Annotated in this window: 15 protein-coding genes, 1 tRNA gene and 2 rRNA genes; 4 read left to right on the top strand and 14 right to left on the bottom strand. The window is 30.9% G+C overall.

Annotation, left to right across the window (positions count from 1 at the left end):
* Positions 1–334: 334 nt before the first annotated feature.
* The 7 genes from Q4Q40_RS22710 to Q4Q40_RS22680 form a co-directional block, all read right to left on the bottom strand.
* The gene (locus Q4Q40_RS22710) at positions 335–2,464 is read right to left on the bottom strand and encodes a peptidylprolyl isomerase (RefSeq protein WP_303304352.1); all 2,130 of its coding nucleotides are present in this window, start codon (positions 2,462–2,464) and stop codon (positions 335–337) included.
* Positions 2,465–2,858: 394 nt separating this feature from the next.
* Positions 2,859–4,148, bottom strand: coding sequence for a hemolysin family protein (locus tag Q4Q40_RS22705; protein ID WP_303304351.1), 1,290 nt, complete (start codon positions 4,146–4,148; stop codon positions 2,859–2,861).
* Positions 4,149–4,343 carry a hypothetical protein gene (locus Q4Q40_RS22700; protein ID WP_303304350.1) on the bottom strand — a complete coding sequence of 65 codons (195 nt, stop codon included), beginning with the start codon at positions 4,341–4,343 and terminating at the stop codon, positions 4,149–4,151.
* 70 nt (positions 4,344–4,413) lie between these two features.
* Positions 4,414–4,971 carry an LPS export ABC transporter periplasmic protein LptC gene (gene lptC, locus Q4Q40_RS22695; protein WP_303304349.1) on the bottom strand — a complete coding sequence of 186 codons (558 nt, stop codon included), beginning with the start codon at positions 4,969–4,971 and terminating at the stop codon, positions 4,414–4,416.
* The gene (locus Q4Q40_RS22690; protein ID WP_303304348.1) at positions 4,971–6,359 is read right to left on the bottom strand and encodes a tetratricopeptide repeat protein; all 1,389 of its coding nucleotides are present in this window, start codon (positions 6,357–6,359) and stop codon (positions 4,971–4,973) included. The genes lptC and Q4Q40_RS22690 overlap by 1 nt, the downstream gene beginning before the upstream one ends.
* A gap of 18 nt (positions 6,360–6,377) precedes the next feature.
* Complete coding sequence (gene bamG, locus Q4Q40_RS22685) at positions 6,378–7,682, bottom strand: BamG family beta-barrel-assembly machinery protein (protein WP_303304347.1); 1,305 nt, start codon at positions 7,680–7,682, stop codon at positions 6,378–6,380.
* Entirely contained in the window at positions 7,679–8,410 is a 732-nt protein-coding gene (locus tag Q4Q40_RS22680; RefSeq protein ID WP_303304346.1) for a type III pantothenate kinase, read from the bottom strand. The genes bamG and Q4Q40_RS22680 overlap by 4 nt, the downstream gene beginning before the upstream one ends.
* Positions 8,411–8,923: 513 nt before the next feature.
* On the opposite strand from Q4Q40_RS22680, the gene Q4Q40_RS22675 reads away from it, so the two are divergent.
* Positions 8,924–8,996, top strand: a tRNA-Phe gene (locus tag Q4Q40_RS22675).
* A gap of 132 nt (positions 8,997–9,128) precedes the next feature.
* The gene (locus Q4Q40_RS22670; protein ID WP_303304345.1) at positions 9,129–10,031 is read left to right on the top strand and encodes a DUF6268 family outer membrane beta-barrel protein; all 903 of its coding nucleotides are present in this window, start codon (positions 9,129–9,131) and stop codon (positions 10,029–10,031) included.
* A 1,284-nt stretch (positions 10,032–11,315) separates the two neighbouring features.
* Here the strand turns inward: Q4Q40_RS22670 and Q4Q40_RS22665 are convergent.
* The 3 genes from Q4Q40_RS22665 to Q4Q40_RS24160 all read right to left on the bottom strand — a co-directional run bounded on the left by Q4Q40_RS22665 (position 11,316) and on the right by Q4Q40_RS24160 (position 13,395).
* Entirely contained in the window at positions 11,316–12,608 is a 1,293-nt protein-coding gene (locus tag Q4Q40_RS22665; protein WP_303304344.1) for an Lcl domain-containing protein, read from the bottom strand.
* Positions 12,609–12,878: 270 nt separating this feature from the next.
* A complete protein-coding gene (locus Q4Q40_RS22660) occupies positions 12,879–13,235 on the bottom strand; it encodes an FAD-binding protein (protein WP_303304403.1) in 357 nt (118 codons plus the stop codon).
* Positions 13,150–13,395 (bottom strand): 4Fe-4S binding protein, encoded by a 246-nt coding sequence (locus Q4Q40_RS24160; RefSeq protein ID WP_367892795.1) that lies wholly within the window; start codon positions 13,393–13,395, stop codon positions 13,150–13,152. The genes Q4Q40_RS22660 and Q4Q40_RS24160 overlap by 86 nt, the downstream gene beginning before the upstream one ends.
* A 132-nt stretch (positions 13,396–13,527) precedes the next feature.
* Here Q4Q40_RS24160 and Q4Q40_RS22655 point away from each other — a divergent pair, with 132 nt between their 5' ends.
* Positions 13,528–14,553, top strand: coding sequence for a sensor histidine kinase (locus tag Q4Q40_RS22655; RefSeq protein WP_303304343.1), 1,026 nt, complete (start codon positions 13,528–13,530; stop codon positions 14,551–14,553).
* Positions 14,550–15,221: a LytR/AlgR family response regulator transcription factor gene (locus Q4Q40_RS22650; RefSeq protein ID WP_303304342.1), complete on the top strand. Its 672-nt coding sequence runs from the start codon at positions 14,550–14,552 to the stop codon at positions 15,219–15,221. Before Q4Q40_RS22655 ends, Q4Q40_RS22650 begins: the two co-directional genes overlap by 4 nt.
* Positions 15,222–15,244: 23 nt before the next feature.
* Here the strand turns inward: Q4Q40_RS22650 and Q4Q40_RS22645 are convergent, their stop codons facing one another.
* The 4 genes from Q4Q40_RS22645 to Q4Q40_RS22630 form a co-directional block, all read right to left on the bottom strand.
* The gene (locus Q4Q40_RS22645; protein WP_303304341.1) at positions 15,245–17,686 is read right to left on the bottom strand and encodes a helix-turn-helix domain-containing protein; all 2,442 of its coding nucleotides are present in this window, start codon (positions 17,684–17,686) and stop codon (positions 15,245–15,247) included.
* Between the two features lie 208 nt (positions 17,687–17,894).
* Positions 17,895–18,371, bottom strand: coding sequence for a hypothetical protein (locus Q4Q40_RS22640; protein WP_303304340.1), 477 nt, complete (start codon positions 18,369–18,371; stop codon positions 17,895–17,897).
* Positions 18,372–18,575: 204 nt separating this feature from the next.
* A 5S ribosomal RNA gene (gene rrf / locus Q4Q40_RS22635) occupies positions 18,576–18,683 on the bottom strand.
* Positions 18,684–18,903: 220 nt separating this feature from the next.
* A 23S ribosomal RNA gene (locus Q4Q40_RS22630) occupies positions 18,904–18,998 on the bottom strand; the annotation flags it as partial.

The raw sequence follows: 18,998 nt of genomic DNA, 5'->3' as shown, positions 1-18,998 counted from the left end.
CTTATGTATCAAAAAATCAAAACAGGTTCTTCAACTCCGACAATTATCGGAATGTTCTGAGTAACACTAGCCTTTTGCAAACATAGGAAGACAAACGCTTTGCCCTTATAGGCAAGAAACTCAATTCGTGAAAATTTGTGCATCGTATCTTATTATCAATTAACACTCTAGGTCTGGCAGACAGTCGTAATTACATGCACCAAAACCCTATAAAACCGACAGGAAAAGCAACTTAAAAAGATATGGCACATAATAACTGCTGCCAATTTGGGAATGATTAAAAACAAAAAAGGCCTCGCAAAACGAGACCTTTTTAAACTTTATTATTTCAGTTCTATTGAACTTGAGTTTTAGCTCTGTTATCTTCAATTTCTGAAGCTTCCTTTAAAGCATTATATAGTTTTGAATTAACAACACTTATTTTTTGTTGCTCTACTCTATTTGCAGCAGCTTGGTAATTATCAAGTTCTACAGCTGGTGTTACTTTAGTAACTTGAACCATATAAACACCTTTATCTCCATCTATTAATTTTGAGGTTTCCCCTTCTTTCAATCCAAAAGCAGCACCAACAACTAAAGGTTCTCTTCCTGCTCCAGAAATAGTTGGGTTTTTCATATTTATTGCAGAGGCAGTTCTTACAGTTGTACTTTCTGCAGCAGCTAAATCTTCAAGTGTTTTAGCAGATACTCTATCTCTAATCATTTTAGCTTTCTTCTCTTTTCTAATAATAGGTAATACTTTAGCAGAGGCATCATCAACAGACATTACTCCTTCTTTATGTTGTGCAACTAACTGCGCAACGACATAACCATTAGTAATATTAAAACGTTTAACATCTCCAACTTCTGCATTTTCTTCAAAAGCCCAACGTACAATAGGTCTTTGATTTCCAACACCAGGAATATTTTCATCTAAAACTTTAATGCCATTTACAGGGCGTACGGTATAAGTACCTTTTTTTGCTAATGCTTCGAAATCTCCTTCTCCAGCACTAATTTCAAATTTTGAAGCGTCTCTAAATATTTTTGCAGTAGTTGCCTCAGATGGCTCTATTTCTCTAGCAATAGTTCCTACTTGTATAGCTTTAGTCTTATCTTTTTGTCCTTCAATCTCTATAATATGAAATCCGAAAATAGTTTTAACAACTCCCAAATCTCCTGTTTTACCTTCAAATTCAAAATTATTGAATTCTGTCACCATCGTGTTATAAGGATGCCAATCATAACGACCTTCTTTTTCTACACTACCTTTATCTGAAGAAAATTCTTTTACTAATTCTGGGAATTTAGAACGATCAGATTTAATTACCGTTAACAAACTATCTGCAGTTACTTTAGCTTCTGCTTCTGTTTGTGCAACTTCTGGAGCGGCACTTTGAGATCCTTTAAAAGGAATTAAAATGTGTCTTACTTTTGCAGAATCTGGAATTTGTTTAACAGCAACGACCTTAGAAATTTTAAAATAACCATTATCTTTATATGGTCCGTAAATACCTCCTGCATCAAGTTTATAAATACTGTCTGCAACAGCTGTTGGTAAACTTGATTTAAACACAAAACGATTATCGAATTTCACATCTGAATTTGAGTTAATATAATCTTCGTTATCAGTTGTGCTTATAAAACCAGCAACTGTATCGCTTACCTTTGTATCTTTATTATATTCAACTTTATCATTTAAAAGAGCTATTAATTTTGCTTTAATAGCATTTTCATCTTCAACAGATGCTGTTTCATTAAATTGTACAAATTTAATATCTCTGGAAGCATCAACTTGGTATGCTTTTTTATTTTCATTGATATAGTTAGAAATATCAGATTTAGAAACTTTTACTAAACTATCTTGAATAGCGGTATAAGCTACTTGAACAAATTTGATATCTACTTTATCTCCTTCTAATTTATGTTCTAATTTACCTTCTGCTAAAGTACCTGTTAAACCTGCTTTAACTAAGTTAAAATAATTTTGTTGTAGACCATTTGCAGCAACAGATTTTTCATAATTAACCCAACTAGCGTAAGCTTGTTTAGAAGTCTCTTTTAAGTTAGCGATATACTCGTTTAATTTATTCTCATCAAAAAGACCAGCTTCGTTTAAAAACTCTGGGCTTGTTGCCAAAGATGTTTTTAACAAATCTCTCATTTGATCTTTTTCAACAGAAATCCCTAACGCTTCATATTGAGTTTTCATTACGGCTTTTCTAACTTCTTGATCCCATACTCTATTCATTACTTGAGTATTCGTTGCATTTCCACCAGCTTGTCTTTGTGCCGCATCTACTTTTTCCATAAAGTATTCACGTGTAATATCTTCGCCATTTATAGTAGCAACAATATTTTGTGACTTTGAAGTAAGCGCATCACTGTTTTTAAATAAATCTGCTAATACAAAAGAAAATAACGCCAATGCTATTATCAATATTAAAAATAGTGAACGTTGTCTAATCTTATTTAAAACTGCCATCTGTAATTTAAATTTTTAAAAACCTTTGTTGGGGTTTAGCTTGTTAAGTTGGTTGTCAATTTATTTATAACTGACAAAATATCGTGCGCGAAAATACCATTTTCTATTTAATAATAAAAGTAGAACGACGCATTAATTGTATTATACCTCTTGTACTCTAAAATCTCCCTAAGAAATGACTCTTTACCTCTTAGCTCGTAAAATAAATTTGTAAGTATAACTATACCTTGATTTTATTTTTTATTACAAGTATTTTAAAGCACAAATAATATTAAACTTTTAGATTTTCGCTTTATTTATTATATACTTTTTAGTAATGAATTTATGAATCTCACGGTTTTATAGGAATGACAATTTTGAAAGGGATTGGAAAAGTCCAACCATTCTTTTTAAATCAATCTTCCTCTAAACGTTTAAGTTCTATCATATCAATTTTAGTATTTGACACTTCTAATATTGTAAACTGAAACGTGTCAATTTTTACAATATCATTTTGTGCAGGAATCTCTTCAGTATGATTAACAATAAGCCCCCCTAGTGTTTCGTAATTTTCGTTTTCTGGCAAGTTTATTTTATAAGTTTCGTTAATATAATCAACTTCTAAACGTGCTGAAAACTTATATGTATTATCATCAATAACTTCTTCAATGAGATCTATTGTATCATGTTCATCTTCAATTTCACCAAACAACTCTTCAACAATGTCTTCTACAGTCATAATCCCCGATGTACCTCCATACTCATCCAAAACAACGGCGATACTTCTTCTTTTTTTTGTAAGTACACCTAATACATCCTTTACAAGTACTGTTTCTGGCACAAATTTGACAGGTAGCATCATGGACTTAATACTCTTGGGTTTTTTAAATAACTCAAAAGAGTGTACGTATCCCAAAATATCGTCTATAGTTTCTTTGTATACCAGTATTTTGGAACATCCTGTTTCGGTAAATAGTGCATTAAGTGATTTAATAGAATCATTAATTTCTACAGCTATGATTTCTGTACGTGGCACCATAACCTCTCTTGCTTTTACTTCTGAAAATTCAAGCGCATTTTGAAAAATCTGAATTTCTGTATCAACCTCATCATGTGCTTCAACAGATTCCATTTGCTCACTTATATAATTACCTAATTCTACTTTTGTAAATGCTAATTGTATTTGATCACCTTCTGTTTTAAAAAAATATTTGAGTACGAAATCTGAAATCCAAATAACAAAATCTGATATAAAAGTAAATAACATATAAAACACATAGGCTGGAATTGCCAGGGCTTTAATTAATGTGTTCGAATAAATTTGAAAGAATACTTTAGGCAAAAACTCTGCAGTTATTAAAATAATAAATGTAGATATTAGGGTTTGTGATAGTAAACTTAAATCGGTTAGCATATAATTTAAAAAACTATATGATGTTGGTAATATGGTTTGAAACCAATTTACCAACAAATCACCCATAAAAAACCCATAAATAACCAATGCTACATTGTTACCTATAAGCATGGTTGCTATAAATTTTGAAGGTTTTGCGGTAAGTTTTCTTAAAATTTTGGCAAAGATTCCTTCTTGTTTTTTTTCAATTTCAATATGTATTTTATTTGAAGACACATAAGCAATCTCCATACCTGAGAAAAAGGCCGAAAGAATTAATGAGGCAATTATAATAATGGCATAAATGCTCATTTAGTTTGATTTGTCTTTACTTTCAAACTTTTTGCTAAACCTATTTCTAAAGAAAAACATAAAAATGGCTAAAGCTCCAAGCAATATGGAAGGATATACAATTTCGTTTGTAGTTATATATTTTACAACAGCATCGTATATAAATAGGGCTGCAAAAACTAGATAGGCATATTGAAAAATCTTAGAATATTTCATAGATTATGAATCGTTAATTAATTAAAACAAAGATAGTAAAATCGAAAAAAGAAATTCGGGTAAGAAAGGGTTAATCGTCAAGTGAAATAATTCCTGTCACTTCAAGGACTTCTGCATTTGAAAAATCACGATTGGAGTCGAACCCATTACCGTTAATAACATCTTGTTTTGTTGTAAACGTAACAGGAACATTTGTAAAAATCCATTCCTTTTTCTGGTCGTAATATAACTGTTCTGTTTTTAATACATTACCATCGTGTGTTGTAATAACCACATGCCCTTGTAAATCGATTAGATTGGTATTATCGTATACAATAGCATAATCTGAAATTATGGTACTTTTTCTGTTTTCTTCATCAAATATGTACAATATAACACCATCTGTAAATTCTTTAAAAGGAAAGTCCCGATTCGTATAATCGAACATTTTAGCTCCTATAAGGTCAGCTTCAAGCCTACCTGAATTGGTAAACTTTAGGTTAAACTTTTCTGCAATACCAATAGGCTCATTTTCTGAAATACCAATTTTCTGAACCTCCTTAAAGTTGTTATTACATGAAAAAAACATAGTCACAGTAATAATTACTGTGACTATGTTTAATATATGGTATGTGTATTTTTTATTCATTAAATTTTTGGCACTGTAACAGAAGCTCCAATCCAACAACCAATTTTTATTACTTGCCCTGAATTTCCTTTACTAAAAATCTCAGATTTTTGTGGTGCTTTGGCCGAATAATTCGCAACCGACTTAGCTGCATTTTTCTTTTGTGTAGGATCTACACGACCTGCTTTTCTAGCCTCTTGCGCTGCTAGCCAATATACTGCTCTTTTATTAAAGTTAGTATCACCACAGTTATTAGCACTAGCAGCATACATTCCAGCTATTGATAAATATGGTCGCCCATTTGATGGATTTAACTTTAATGATTGTCTAAAGTAATTCCTAGCTTTACCGTAATTGCGTTTAGCTTTTAGTTTTAAAGCTATTGTATTATACAGTTTTGCTTTTTTAAAGTTATCTGTTTCTAAGCTAATTGCTTGCTCATAAAACTTAATAGCTTCGTTAGACTTCTTTTGTTTATCTTTTAAAATCCCTAAGTAGTAAGCCGAATTAGCCGAAGGGCTTAATTCATGGTATGCATTTACAAGTTGAAAGAATAAAGGATCGCCTGTACATTCTTTTTCAGACATTTTCCGCGCTGCTCTTTGTAACCAAACCGCATTATTTTTATTCTCTTCAAAATCTTTTTTGTACAAAGGAATTAAATTTTCACAATTTGCTCTATCTCCTAATTTCTGATCGATACTTCCAGATATCAAATCATAATTCTTTAAATAACTTTCATAAGACCTTTTATATCTCCCTTCTTTTTTGGTTAGTTCTGTACCAGCATCTTCTTTCTCAATAAGCTTATTAAGTTTTAATGAATAGTTTTTAACTTCTTCTTCAACCTTCTCTACAACATCATCATATTTATTAAATAAATCTTTAGCTGGTTTCTTTTTTGCATCATACAAATCAACCATTAAAGAAAAATAAGTGTATAAACTTTTAGGATTCGTAAAGGTAGCTTTGTCTAATTTATAAGCTGCATCGTAACACTCATAAAGCTCTTCATCTGTTTTATTTAATACATCTCTGTTGTTATACATTAATTGGCAAGCCATTGCTGCATATTTACCTTTAGGCGTTCTGCTAGCAAAATGTGTTTCTTTTTCTTTCCAAAGTTTTAAAAGGTCATTAATAAAAGGGATTTTGTCTGCTCCAGTGGCGTTTTTAATTTTGTGATTTAAAATTTTATCACCATCTACATAAATAGCGTTATTAAATTTTGGACATTCATTTCTTACTGCCATCCATGGATCATAAGCTGCATCAAAATTTTTCGCTTTTACATATTCGTGAAAAATAGAAAGCTTATTCTTACACTCCTCCAGTTGTTCTTCTTGTTGTGCAAAACTTATATTTAAGCCAATAAATAATAATGTTAATAATGTAATTTTTGTTTTCATAATAATATTTTTATGCTGTTAGTCATACTTTCTTTTCTGAAACCATCTATCATTTAGAGATAAACTTATTTGGAAATTAACAAAGTTTTCTCGAATTAAACCGCTATTCGTTGTACCTCGCTTACCAACCTCTACACCTAAATTTGCATTAGATAAAAAACTTCCAACTGGTAAACCTACCCCAAAAGATATGCCAAACTCATTAATTGATTCATTTTTTATATTTAATCCTGTTTTTTCATAACGTACTCCAGCTCTATAAACAGCACGTTTAAAATAGCTAGAAAAAGAATTATACTGTGGTATGTAGAACCCTCCTAAAGAATAAGTTGAACCATCTTCGTATGTTGTAAGCGTGCTACCATATAATTCATTAGAGAAATCACTTGTTTTTTGAGAAGTATATTCTGCTCCAATAAACCAATTTCTTGGTTTCCCTATTCCTGCTCCTATCGAAAACTTTGAAGGCAATATTAAATCGGTTTCTAGCAGTCCAAGTGCTTCTAAATCGGTTTCTACTACATCAACTACAGACTCTCTACCTGAGGTTGCTGTAATTATGGTAGAAAATGATCTTGTGTTTTTAGATACCAAATTACTTTCTGGTGTAAACGTTACGCCCGAGGAAAGCTCCAAAGTCTCAGTTATCATCTTTTTATAAGACACTCCTATATTAAAATTCAAACCACTTAAATCGGATCTATTGTTCTCTCGCGACTGTCGTTGAAGAGGTATTCCATCACTATCATACACATATTCAACAGTACTATTTTGAATATTTCCGAAGTTATATTGGGCATCAATACCAATACTTAACTCGTCTGTTATTTGATATCCTAATCCAAGAAATGCTTTATTTACACCTCCTTCACCTTTAAATCTATTTTCAATATTACCAGCAGTATTTGAAGATTCTAATTTATACCCAACTGCTGTATATGGTAATAAACCAAAGCCAAAGCCAAACTTGCCCATTGGTATGGCTAAAGCTAGATAATCAAAAGTTGTAGAAGAGGTTTTATCTGTACTTGAATCACTTTTTAAGTCTAAACTAGAATAGCTCCCCCCAACAGTAAACTTTATGGGTCTACTTTCATTATTAAAAGTTTTCAAGTTTTTTCCTGCGTAAGAAGCTGGATTACGTAAATTAATATGGATACTATCACTATAAATACTCAAACCACCCATACTTCTATTTTCTACGGTACCTTTAAATTTAAGACTCCCAATACCATAAAAAGAGTAAGGTGAAGCTGTTCCCTCTTGACCGTAACTGTGAATTGCAAAAACTGCAATAAAAACTAATACAAGTTTTTTTATCATTCGCTTGAGTTAAATTGTAAAATATAGTTCAATCCCTCTAAAAGAAAATTAGAATTGGCAAATATGCTACTTTTTAATTGTTTTGACAAGAAATTCGCGTCCCCTCCTGTTAAAATTACTGTTAAATCTGAATATTTTCGATTATATACTTCAATAATACCATCTATTTCTTTTAAAATTCCATGCACTACTCCAGAGTGTATTGCTCCATTCGTCGAGTTTCCAATAATACTTTCTGGTATTTCTGATTTTAATAACGGTAAATTTGCTGTTAAATTATTTAATGATTTATAACGCATACCAAGCCCTGGAGAAATAGCCCCTCCTAAATATTCATTCTTTGTTGTTATAAAATCGTAAGTAATACAAGTTCCTGCATCTATAATAAGCACATTATTATTTGAAAACTGTTCAACAGAAGCACATACTAATGCTATTCTATCTACTCCTAATGTTTCTGGGGTAGTATAAAGGTTTTTAAACGGCAATGTTATGCTAGAATTTAAAACCATAACATCGAAAGAGTCGCTAATAGCTTTAATAGCTGCCTCGTTTAACTTTCCAACCGAAGAAATAATTACTTTTCTTATTGAAGGGTATTCTTTTTTTAAACTATTTACACCTTCTAAAACAAGATTTAAAGCTATACTTTCTTTACACTTAAGTATGCCGTTCTCAAAAACAGCAAGTTTCACAAAAGAATTACCTACATCTATTATTAAATTCATACTTTTTAAAAAAGGTTTAAATTTACAAAACAAGCGTCAATAATTATTCCTTTTAAACTATAATACCAATTAAACAATAAAATGTCTTGTATAAAAGGGTACCTCTAAAGCCCGCTAAATACTGAAACAAATTTAGCACAGGAATCGGAATTAGCCTGCCATGACAAAGGCATGGTTCGTTCAACTTACAATTTTGAATACGCCTTTCAGGCTTCTCAATATTGTGCTTCACTAATAAATCGTTTACCCTACCATGTTGATTATAAATACTTTTCGCTTATTTTTCATTTAAAAATGCAGCCATAGCTATAACAGTACTTTGTTTTTTAAACTCAATCAATCAAAAAATAATTCAATTAATTTTATAAAACACCTCAAAATTCAATTGGTATCATATTAATTACAAATGAGTTAAAGTCATTTTGATTAAAAATAAATAAAACTGAATGATTTTTTATGAATTTCGTTTGGGTAATAGTAAAAATGAATATATATTTGCAACCGCTTTGGCGAGGTACCTTAGCTCAGTTGGTAGAGCAAAGGACTGAAAATCCTTGTGTCCCTGGTTCGATTCCTGGAGGTACCACTTTAAAAACTCATAACAATCTAATAATTAGAAAGTTATGAGTTTTTTCTTTTTAGTAAAGGTTTCAACTTCACATTTGACCTATCTTAGCACATTTAAATGAATAGTGCTACTTATTACAAACATAAAAATATGAAATATGTTCTAGGTGTTTTACTTATCTGTGTGTGTGTTCAAGGTTTCTCACAAAACTACTTTGACATTGCAAATTTCACATATACCAATACACCTTCAAACGATTTTGAAGTTTCTAATACACAAACTACTGTTGAAGAATTAGCTTTAAAATTTAATTTTCCCATTATAATTAATGAGAAAACAACTTTTCTTACAGGGCTTATTACAAATAAAACAAGGGTGAATTTAGATGCAAATATACCAAGCTCTAACTTAAACGTCTTAGGATTAAATTTTGGAATTAATAAAATATTTAGTGATAAATGGTCGGCAACATTTATGGTTTTTCCTAAGATAGCTGCAGATAAAATTAAATTTTCTAATGATAATTATCAGCTAGCGTTTTTATCACTCTTTACCAATAAAAAACGAGAAGATTTAAAATACAAATATGGTTTTTATACCAATACTGAAAAATATGGATTATTAATAGTTCCTATTTTTGGTATTTATTATCTAAGTCCGAACAAGAAATTTGAAGCCAATTTAAACTTACCTATTAATGGTGATGTTAATTATAGATTAAACAACAAGTTTTGGCTCGGGATGAAATTTGATGGATTAAGTTCCACGTATAATATAAATGCACAATACTACAGTGCTAATAGCACATATGTATTTAAAGTATCTAATGATATTGTTAGTTATTTAAGATTTAAATTAAATAAATCGTTATACGTAAATACAAAAGTGGGGTATGCCATTAAACGGGATTATGAAGTATATGATAGTAATAATAAAATTAATTATGCTCTAGGTCCTTTTTATTTTGGTGATGATAGAACAAGGCTAAATGAGCGTTTTAAAGATGGTGCCATTTTTAAAGTAGAGTTATTTTATCGTCTTCATTTCGAATAACTCTTCAATATTTTTGGTCTTTATTTTACATACATAATACCGTTTGTTACTTGAGGCATTAAAATTATCATTTTAGCTTTTCATTTAATATTTTTTAAATACGTGATTCGTTCGCAAGGCTAATATTTTTAGAGGAGAATTGTTCCGATTTTATGAATACATAGTTTGCGTTTTATCCGTATTTAAGCACATTTGCTCTGTTAATCGTAATATTTAATCTTAAAATAAGAATAATACCAAGAACAAGATATACAAAAGCTCAACTAGAACAGATTGTTTATACACAATTAGAGAATTTAAACGCTATCCATGACCTCTTACGCATTATGAAAGTGCAGAATGAACTTATAGAATTTGCCAAAATGAATGAAAAGCATTATGACGTGCATCATCAAAAAAGAATAATTGAGAAGGCTAAAAAAATAAACATATCATTATAATCAATTTTCTATTTCTTTTTTTTACTCAAAAATTTAAAAAGAAAAAAGAAGAAAACAATAAAAAATATTAATAAATAAATATCTGGATTTGATATAACGTAATCGTGATGCTTCATGTGTTTTGTAAAAAAAAGCAATCTACTTATTTAATTATTTTTTTAGATACAGAATACCGTAAGGAAACACAAATACCTGTTTTACTTTTAATTTATGATTGAAGAATCCGCTAACGTGGAAATATTTTCCATGCCCGTAAGAAATAAAAGAAAGCTTATAGAATGAGATGATAGCTTCATAAATGGGACTATGTTTGATAAAAGATCACGGATTATAACCTTAAATCCGCGCGCTATCGGAGTCTGATATAACGTAATCTTGATGCTTCATGCGTTTTATAAAAAAAAGTAATCTACTTATTTAATTATTTTTTTGGATACGGAAAACCGTAAGGAGATTAAAAAAACTAACTATATTTTTGAGTTATGATTGAAGAATTATTAAAAACAGGTTTCTGGTACGGGTTTTGGAAAGGCGCAGCTGTTACTATTATAACATTGGGATTGATTACAACTATCATTTTGTTGATTTTATTTTGACAGATAATCCGCTAGCGCGGAAATATTCTTTAAATCCGCGCTATTGGACTATGGAGTGAGGTAATAGTTTCATATAATGGAACTATGTTTTATAAAGAATCACAGATTACAACCTTAAATCCGTACTATCGGGTTAATACTTGTAATCATTAAAATTTTGACGTATTTAAAAATTAAAAGCTTCGCAATTTCTCACGAAGCTTTTAAAAACTAATTAATCAAACATATCTTGTTTTTTACTCGTTTCATTAATTTACATCTCTAACCAATCTGGCATAATTATAAATTCTAATAGCATCACCTTGTGGACCGTGACCGTTTTCAAATTCACTTGGATCTCCACCTTTCGGATCGCTACGTTGAGCGCCAGCACCATGAACATCACTCCAAGTATCTGTTCCCATATTCCCCATGCAACGTCCAAAAGCTAGATATACTCCCCATCCACCTTCCATACCATCAGACTCAGCTTCGTGGGTTGTACTACTCCAATACCAAGGATAATCATCTTCACCAGCTTCATTCTCTATTACTGTACTATTAAATACATCATCAATAGTAGCAGAGTTCGTTGTTGCTGGAGATTTAGTATAATCAACAATACCCTGTAATTCTTTTGCATCAGGTAAACGCCAGTCTGTAAATCCTGCATATTCAAAGTTCTCGGCATACGTTATGGCATCTTGCCAAACCATACTAGTATTACTATCATCTTGCATCCACATTAAACCCGTTGCAGCATCAGTAATGGTACCATCACCATTATCTGTATATTCGTTTATACCATATGTTTCACGTCCGCGAACCAGTAAGTAATTATACAATTTATCTCCATTATTAAAACCAGTTCCATAGCCTTTTATACGCCCATCAGCCAGATTAACTCCAAAAACAGTTTCATCAACTTCATCACTTACATAAACAGCGGTAGTAGCACATTGCACATCAATTAAGCGTTCCATAGCACTTGTATCACCATAATCAAAATCGAAGTAATCAGTATTGATAAAAGGAATTAAACCTGTCGTATTGTCTCCTTCCACAGAACTTATATCACGACCGCTAAACATCATAAGAGAATACATCTCTTTAATTGTAGGTACACGCCAATCGGTATAACCTCCTGTTGTAGTAGTGTCTACAACGGCTAGTACATCGGTATATGATAACTTATCATCAACATCAATACTACCATCACCATTGTGGTCGAAAGATTGTTGCCACATTAACCCAGTAACCATATCTGTTACTGTTTCGTCACCGTTATCTTCGTAACTTGGCGTTGTACCAGGATAATTTGCATTCTGACCATAAAAGTCATCACCTACAGATTGAGTTGTCGTTTCTGTGGTATTATTAAAGAATTTTGTTTGGTTAGTTCCAACAATAGGAAACCCAGAAATATCAGGTAAATTCTCCTCTGTATCATCATTTTCAGTGATACCTGTGTCATCATCACTACATGCCGTAAAAGTTACTAGTATGAAAAATGATGCAAAAAGAATTGTCGTAAATTTTTTAAATTTGATTATTTGTGTCATTTGTATTTTTTTATATGTTAATTTCTTATTGGAAGCATCTTGATCTTACCCCTACTTATCTTTCTTATTTTGATGTTTTTCCAATTCTCTTTCAGTAATGTAGCAGCCATATCAGTCAATAGTTTTTTACACTTGGTTGCCACCTATACTTCTTTGTGTTTATTTACTATTTTAATGTGTTTTGTTTCATAATTCTATTTTTTTTTGTTATGGGTACTTCAAATGTCAATAAAAATTCAATAGCAAAATGCTGCTTTCTATGAATGACGCTTAGTTTTCTGTAAACTTATTGTTATATTCTATTTCGTTTTTTGTTTGAGCTGTTACCCAGGTGTTAAATGCTTGTTTTTCGAGCTGCGTCTCCCCATTTTCTCCTTTAAAAATATTAATCCAAACCTGCCAGTTTTTATTATCCATCTCAGGATAATCCAATCTGTAATGACTGCATCTACTTTCTTTTCGCATTAATGATGCTCTTAATTTCATTTCGGCAGTAATAACCATATTATTAGTTTCATGAACTAAACGAAGTTCATGCAGATTAGCTGCTCTTAACATAGGCACATGATGTTCTCTTAATTCTTCTACACAAGCCAAAGCTGCTTTCATTAAGTTTTCTTTTTTGATATAAATAATGAAATTTGGAATCTGGGTTTAACCTGATAACATCTGTTGGGCAGCTCTTAATACATTCTTCACAGCCTATACAACCGTTTATATTTTTTATTGCATTTTCTATGGTTTTCTTATTTCTTTGACTACAAATTTCTGAAGAAGTAAAATTCAAAAAAGGAGTATTCAGCCAATGTCAATAACTTTTCTGCTAATGGTTGTTTTGATTCTGTAAACAGATAATTCTGGGTACTATTTGAGGTGTTTTTTTAAAACGGATAGATTTATTTTTCCGTTTCTTTGTATCATGAATAAATTTATTAGACTTATTATTCAGGTTATTTTATGGTTAGCCTTTGGTCTTATTATCTGGCTAAACCAAGGTGCAAATTCAGATATACTTAAGGAAAATTTAGTAGTTTTTGTTTCTCAATTATGTCTTATTAGTGGACTTATTTTTTTTATGGCTTCAAAGCTGTTTTTTAAAAAGAAATATGTTCTTTTTACTGTTGTTTCTGTTATTGCAATTATTGTAACAACATATATCCTTACAGAGCTTTTTGCAATGCCAATAGAGCCACATCAGCCCATTAATGATTTTAGTTCTCTTCCTCCAGAATCAAGAAGGCCACCATCTCATTTTTTATTTTATTTATTAATTTTAACCATTACTTATATTTTAGCTTTAAGTATTGAAGTATTTATTCATTTAAGGAAAAAAGAGGAAGAAACTATAAAAGCTAAAAATGTTAATCTATTAAATGAACTTAAGTTGCTTAAGTCACAGATAAGTCCTCACTTTCTATTTAATTCACTAAACAATATCTATACGTTGGCTGGGATGGATTCCAATAAAACACAAAAAAGCATCATCCATTTATCTGATATGCTTCGTTATGTGCTATATGAGTGCGAGCAGGAAACTGTTCCAATAAAAAAAGAGGTTAAATACATTGAGAATTATCTAAAACTATTCGCTTTAAAAAGTAGTAAGGACTACCCTATTTCTATCGAGTTAAAAATATCAAATAACTCAATTCCTATCGCACCAATGTTACTAATCCCTTTTATTGAAAATGCCTTAAAGCACAGTAATATTGATGATAAAAAGAATTCATTCATTAATATTGAAATAAATGCGGACGACAAAAACATCGATTTTAAAGTTGAAAACAGCATCCCTCAAAAATCTTTTATTAAGGATGACGTTGGAGGTATAGGATTAGAAAATGTAAAGAAAAGATTGGCTATCATATATCCAGAAAAACATATGTTAGAAATAAGCGAAAGCAACAAAATTTTTATAGTTAAACTCCATTTAAAATTAACATGAATAAGATTAAATGTATAGTAGTCGATGATGAAGAATTGGCAAGAGCTTTGCTAAAATCTTACATTGATAAAGTTGATTTTTTGGAGTTAGTCGATTCCTTTGAAAATCCTATTGATGCCATGCTAATTACAAAAAATGCTGATATTGACATCGTCTTTCTGGACATTCAAATGCCTGAATTAAGAGGTATTGATTTTGCGAAAATGGTTGATTCTTCTACAAAAGTAGTCTTTACAACTGCCTATTCTGAATATGCTTTAGAAGGTTTTGAACTGAATGCTCTTGATTATTTATTAAAACCTATTACTTTTGAACGGTTTCTAAAGGCTGTCAACAAGTTTAAAAAAGAAGAGGTTGAATTTAATGATAATATAACAGTTAGGTCTGGGTATGATTTACACAAACTTAAATATGATCAAATTCTTTATATTGAAAGTGATAGTGAATACGTGATTTTTCACACTTCTGATAGAAAAATAATGAGCCACCAAACACTGAAGTCACTTGTACAAAAATTGCCATCTTCAATTTTCATGAAAGTGCATCGTTCCTTTATTGTAAACAAGAAAAAGGTTTCTGCCTTGAAAGGAAGGAATTTATTGATTACAGATATAAAAATTCCAGTAAGTGATAGTTATTTTGAAGTTGTAAAAAAAGATTTATTTTAATATTTGACTTCCTAAATTTCTTTTTACTTAGACAAATCATCAAGTACCAAACGCAATTCTCCATAAGTATATTTAGCATCTACTTGATGCTTTAGATCTGAAAGATTTTCAAATTTTCTTTTGGGAATAATGACTTTTAGCTCCTCATAGTGAGTTTCTGAGATTAAATCTGTGATTTTCACATCTCCTGAAGGTATAAAGTCTGCCAAATGTCCTATAATGGTATTCACATTCAAATCTCGCTCTAAAGCGATTACATCTACAGATTTTCCTGCTTTAAATAAGTCTAAAGATATTTTTTTGGTATCTCCTTTCTTTCTCTTTGGTTTAGGAGCCTCAAAAAGTTCTATCTCCTTAGCATCAGACATTTTGATATCGTGCGCTTCACAATACCCTCTAATCACTTCTAAAATAGCAGTTCCATACTTCTCAACACGTACTTTACCCATACCATTTACTTCTTTCAGTTCTCGTTTATTAGTTGGCAAAGTTTCACACATGTCATACAAAGCTTTTTGTGTAAATACTTGAAAATGCACTAAATCTTCTCGATTGGCTATACTATTTCGTAATTCACGTAACAATTCAAATAACTCAAGATTTGTTGTTCCATCAACAACCGTTTTTCTAGGTTTTTTAGGCTTTTCTTTAGCTAGAAAAACAGATTTAGCACGTAATTCTAAAAAAGTATTCACATTAAAACCTGTTACCAACCCCTCAAAACACAATAGTTTAGCTGTTAACAATTCTTCTAAAGTGTCAAACTGTTTAAGAAGATCCTTTTCAATCGTCTTGTTATCTGTAGTAAAACCAAAAGATTTAAAAGGTGTGCTTATATTTAATTTTGTCTGGGCGTCAAAATAACTAATCGCTTTCGTAAAGCGTTCCTGAAGCGCTTCACTAGATTCGGGTGATTCTGCTTCTTCAGATAAAGTTGTAAGCTGCGCTTTAAATGCATTTGCCACTTTTAGTAACTCTGTAACACCATTTTTCATAGTATTTAAAGGCGTTTCAACCTGTCCTTCTATACTGGTTTTATTCTTATAGTAAATGTCAAGTACACGTCCTATAGGATATAAAAATTTGTAAAAATCGAATAACTCCGTTATTAAATTTAACTGAAATTCCGTCTTTGATGCTTTTAAAATATATTCATCTGGTTGATTTTCTTCTGCCTTTTTATTAAAAGACCGCACATTACTGTCACTAATAATATGGCTAGAATTTATTTTACTATTTAGCACCAAACCTTCTAAAGATTTACATCTGCTTAACGCCACATAGGTTTGTCCGTGAGCAAAAGCACCTTGAGCATCAATAATCGCTTTTTCAAAAGTTAAACCCTGACTTTTATGTATGGTTATAGACCATGCTAATCGCAAAGGCATTTGTGTATAGGATCCAATTTTATTTTCGGTAATAGCTTTAGTTTCTGCGTCTACACTATAATTAATGTTCTCCCAAATTTCTGGTGTAGTTACAATATTAAAATCATCTTCTGGACAATGCACGATCACTTCGTCCTTAGATAATAATATCACCTTACCAATTTTACCATTAAAATAACGTTTTTCGGCAGAACTATCATTTTTAATAAACATGACCTGCGCCCCAACTTTTAAAATTAAAGACTCTTTATTAGGATAAGCATATTCTGGGAACTTACCTTCAACACTAGCTCTATAAGTATGAGTTTTGGTCTTTAGCTTATCTAGTTCTCTATTATTAGTCTGTTCTGCCTTATTATTATGTGTTGTTAAGGAAATATAACCTTCTTTTTCATCTGGCACAAAATTGGGTTGGTAACGTTTGTTTAATTCGTCTGCCGAAGCCTGAGTTAATGTATCTGTTCGTATTTCATTCAGAATTTCAATAAACTTCGGATTATCTTGCCTGTAAATATGGCTCAATTCAATCGTAATCGCCTCAGATTCCATATACGCACGACTACTAAAAAAGAACCCGTTTTTATAAAAAGGTTTGAGTAATTCCCATTCATCTTCTTTTATAATTGGGGATAATTGTTGTAAATCTCCTATCATTAATAATTGAACGCCTCCAAATACTTTATTTCTATTTTTGAAGCGTCTTAAAACTCTATCAATACCATCCAATAAATCGGCACGAACCATACTTATTTCATCAATCACTAATAAATCCAGAGACTTAATAATGTTTATTTTGGTCTTACTAAATTTACGGTTAAAACCAGCAGCATTATTCGAGTCTGTATCTGGTAAAAGCGGACCAAAAGGCATCTGAAAAAACGAATGTATCGTCATGCCTTTCGCATTAATAGCTGCTACGCCAGTAGGAGCCACCACGACCATACGTTTTAAAGATTTCATCTTTAGTTTATGTAAAAAAGTAGTCTTACCTGTACCTGCTTTACCTGTTAAAAAGATATTTCTATCTGTATTATTAACAAAATCCCAAGCTAAATTCAGCTCTTTATTATCTATCATTGTGCTTATTATAAAAACGATCTAAAGATAAGAAACCAACTACGGGTTTCACGTTAAAATATTTAAATATTTGAGTAGGTTTTAAAAAAGGTAAAAATATGTTATTCACTATATTTTTTAAATATTATAAAAAAGAACAAGTTAGCTTATACTATCAAAGCATAGTAACCTGTCTTATATTACCAAAATCAAGAATTAGTCATAATTATTATTCTTTCTTAAACATCAGGTAATCATTATCCCAACGTAAAATGGAATAATATTTAGTAAAATTCTTCTTTTCTTCTTTCCAAGGTGCCTTGCTATAGCATATTAGAATTTTCCCTTTGTAATAGTTAAAATTAAATATATGATAAATGGTTTCGCCTACAAGACAACGTGAATATATATCATGTCTAACATTAAAATTAGAATCAAAACTTATAAGGTTTCTATATTTTTCATCATCTAACAAAATATCAACATCTTCATTAGGTAGCACAATGTCATATTCTTTTAAAGACTTTACAAAATCAGATTTTATACTTAGCATTGATTTAAGGTAAAACGTATCTTTATCAAGCCATCTTTGTTGCAAATAAGGAGTCCATTTATTATGGATTAGAAGATGCAATGAGTCCTTACTTTGAGAAAATGTTGAGCTATGAGTTAAAACAAAAAATAAAAGTATTATTATATGTTTCATAATAATGTTTCAACTACATAAATCTTGCCGAATTTCAATCTTTAAAAAAACATTTCTAAAAAACATGATTTCACTTCGATTGTGTATGTTAATGTAGTTCTTTCGTAATAAAGATAATCTTAGCATAAAATGTAGATTCCTACTTTTTCAGGAATGATAAAACAAAAAAAGAGTCTAACTACATCATGTAATTAGACTCTTCAAAAAAGGCAACGACCTACTCTCCCACAAATGTAGTACCATCGGCGCTAATGGGCTTAACTTCTCTGTTCGGAATGGTAAGAGGTGAGCCCCATCGCTATAACCACCTTAAGTTATAGCTGTTCGCTATCGATTTTTATATCTCTAGCATACAGCGTTCATCCTTTGATGAACAAATATCTTAACATATTGAAAAAACACCATATAGGTGAGCTACATAAAAAAAGTATTGTAATATATTATCTATTGAACTTTATAAAAAAGCGTGCTCCCCTCATTACTCTTAAAGAGTAACTGTCCTCCCTTTTGACAGAGAGTTAGAGGGGGATTATACAATAAGCCTATGGGTTATTAGTACTACTCGGCTATGACATTACTGCCTTTACACCTATAGCCTATCAACGTGGTAATCTTCCACGACCCTTT

Source organism: Flavivirga jejuensis (assembly GCF_030540765.1).
GTDB lineage: Bacteria > Bacteroidota > Bacteroidia > Flavobacteriales > Flavobacteriaceae > Flavivirga > Flavivirga jejuensis.
The sequence above is the reverse complement of the archived record's forward strand: the minus strand, read 5'-3'. Positions and strand labels throughout refer to the sequence as shown.

Coding starts and splice junctions, on each gene's coding strand:
- Q4Q40_RS22710 (WP_303304352.1), bottom strand. CDS start 2,464: ATGGCAGTTTTAAATAAGATTAGACAACGTTCACTATTTTTAATATTG.
- Q4Q40_RS22705 (WP_303304351.1), bottom strand. CDS start 4,148: ATGAGCATTTATGCCATTATTATAATTGCCTCATTAATTCTTTCGGCC.
- Q4Q40_RS22700 (WP_303304350.1), bottom strand. CDS start 4,343: ATGAAATATTCTAAGATTTTTCAATATGCCTATCTAGTTTTTGCAGCC.
- lptC (WP_303304349.1), bottom strand. CDS start 4,971: ATGAATAAAAAATACACATACCATATATTAAACATAGTCACAGTAATT.
- Q4Q40_RS22690 (WP_303304348.1), bottom strand. CDS start 6,359: ATGAAAACAAAAATTACATTATTAACATTATTATTTATTGGCTTAAAT.
- bamG (WP_303304347.1), bottom strand. CDS start 7,682: ATGATAAAAAAACTTGTATTAGTTTTTATTGCAGTTTTTGCAATTCAC.
- Q4Q40_RS22680 (WP_303304346.1), bottom strand. CDS start 8,410: ATGAATTTAATAATAGATGTAGGTAATTCTTTTGTGAAACTTGCTGTT.
- Q4Q40_RS22670 (WP_303304345.1), top strand. CDS start 9,129: ATGAAATATGTTCTAGGTGTTTTACTTATCTGTGTGTGTGTTCAAGGT.
- Q4Q40_RS22665 (WP_303304344.1), bottom strand. CDS start 12,608: ATGACACAAATAATCAAATTTAAAAAATTTACGACAATTCTTTTTGCA.
- Q4Q40_RS22655 (WP_303304343.1), top strand. CDS start 13,528: ATGAATAAATTTATTAGACTTATTATTCAGGTTATTTTATGGTTAGCC.
- Q4Q40_RS22650 (WP_303304342.1), top strand. CDS start 14,550: ATGAATAAGATTAAATGTATAGTAGTCGATGATGAAGAATTGGCAAGA.
- Q4Q40_RS22645 (WP_303304341.1), bottom strand. CDS start 17,686: ATGATAGATAATAAAGAGCTGAATTTAGCTTGGGATTTTGTTAATAAT.
- Q4Q40_RS22640 (WP_303304340.1), bottom strand. CDS start 18,371: ATGAAACATATAATAATACTTTTATTTTTTGTTTTAACTCATAGCTCA.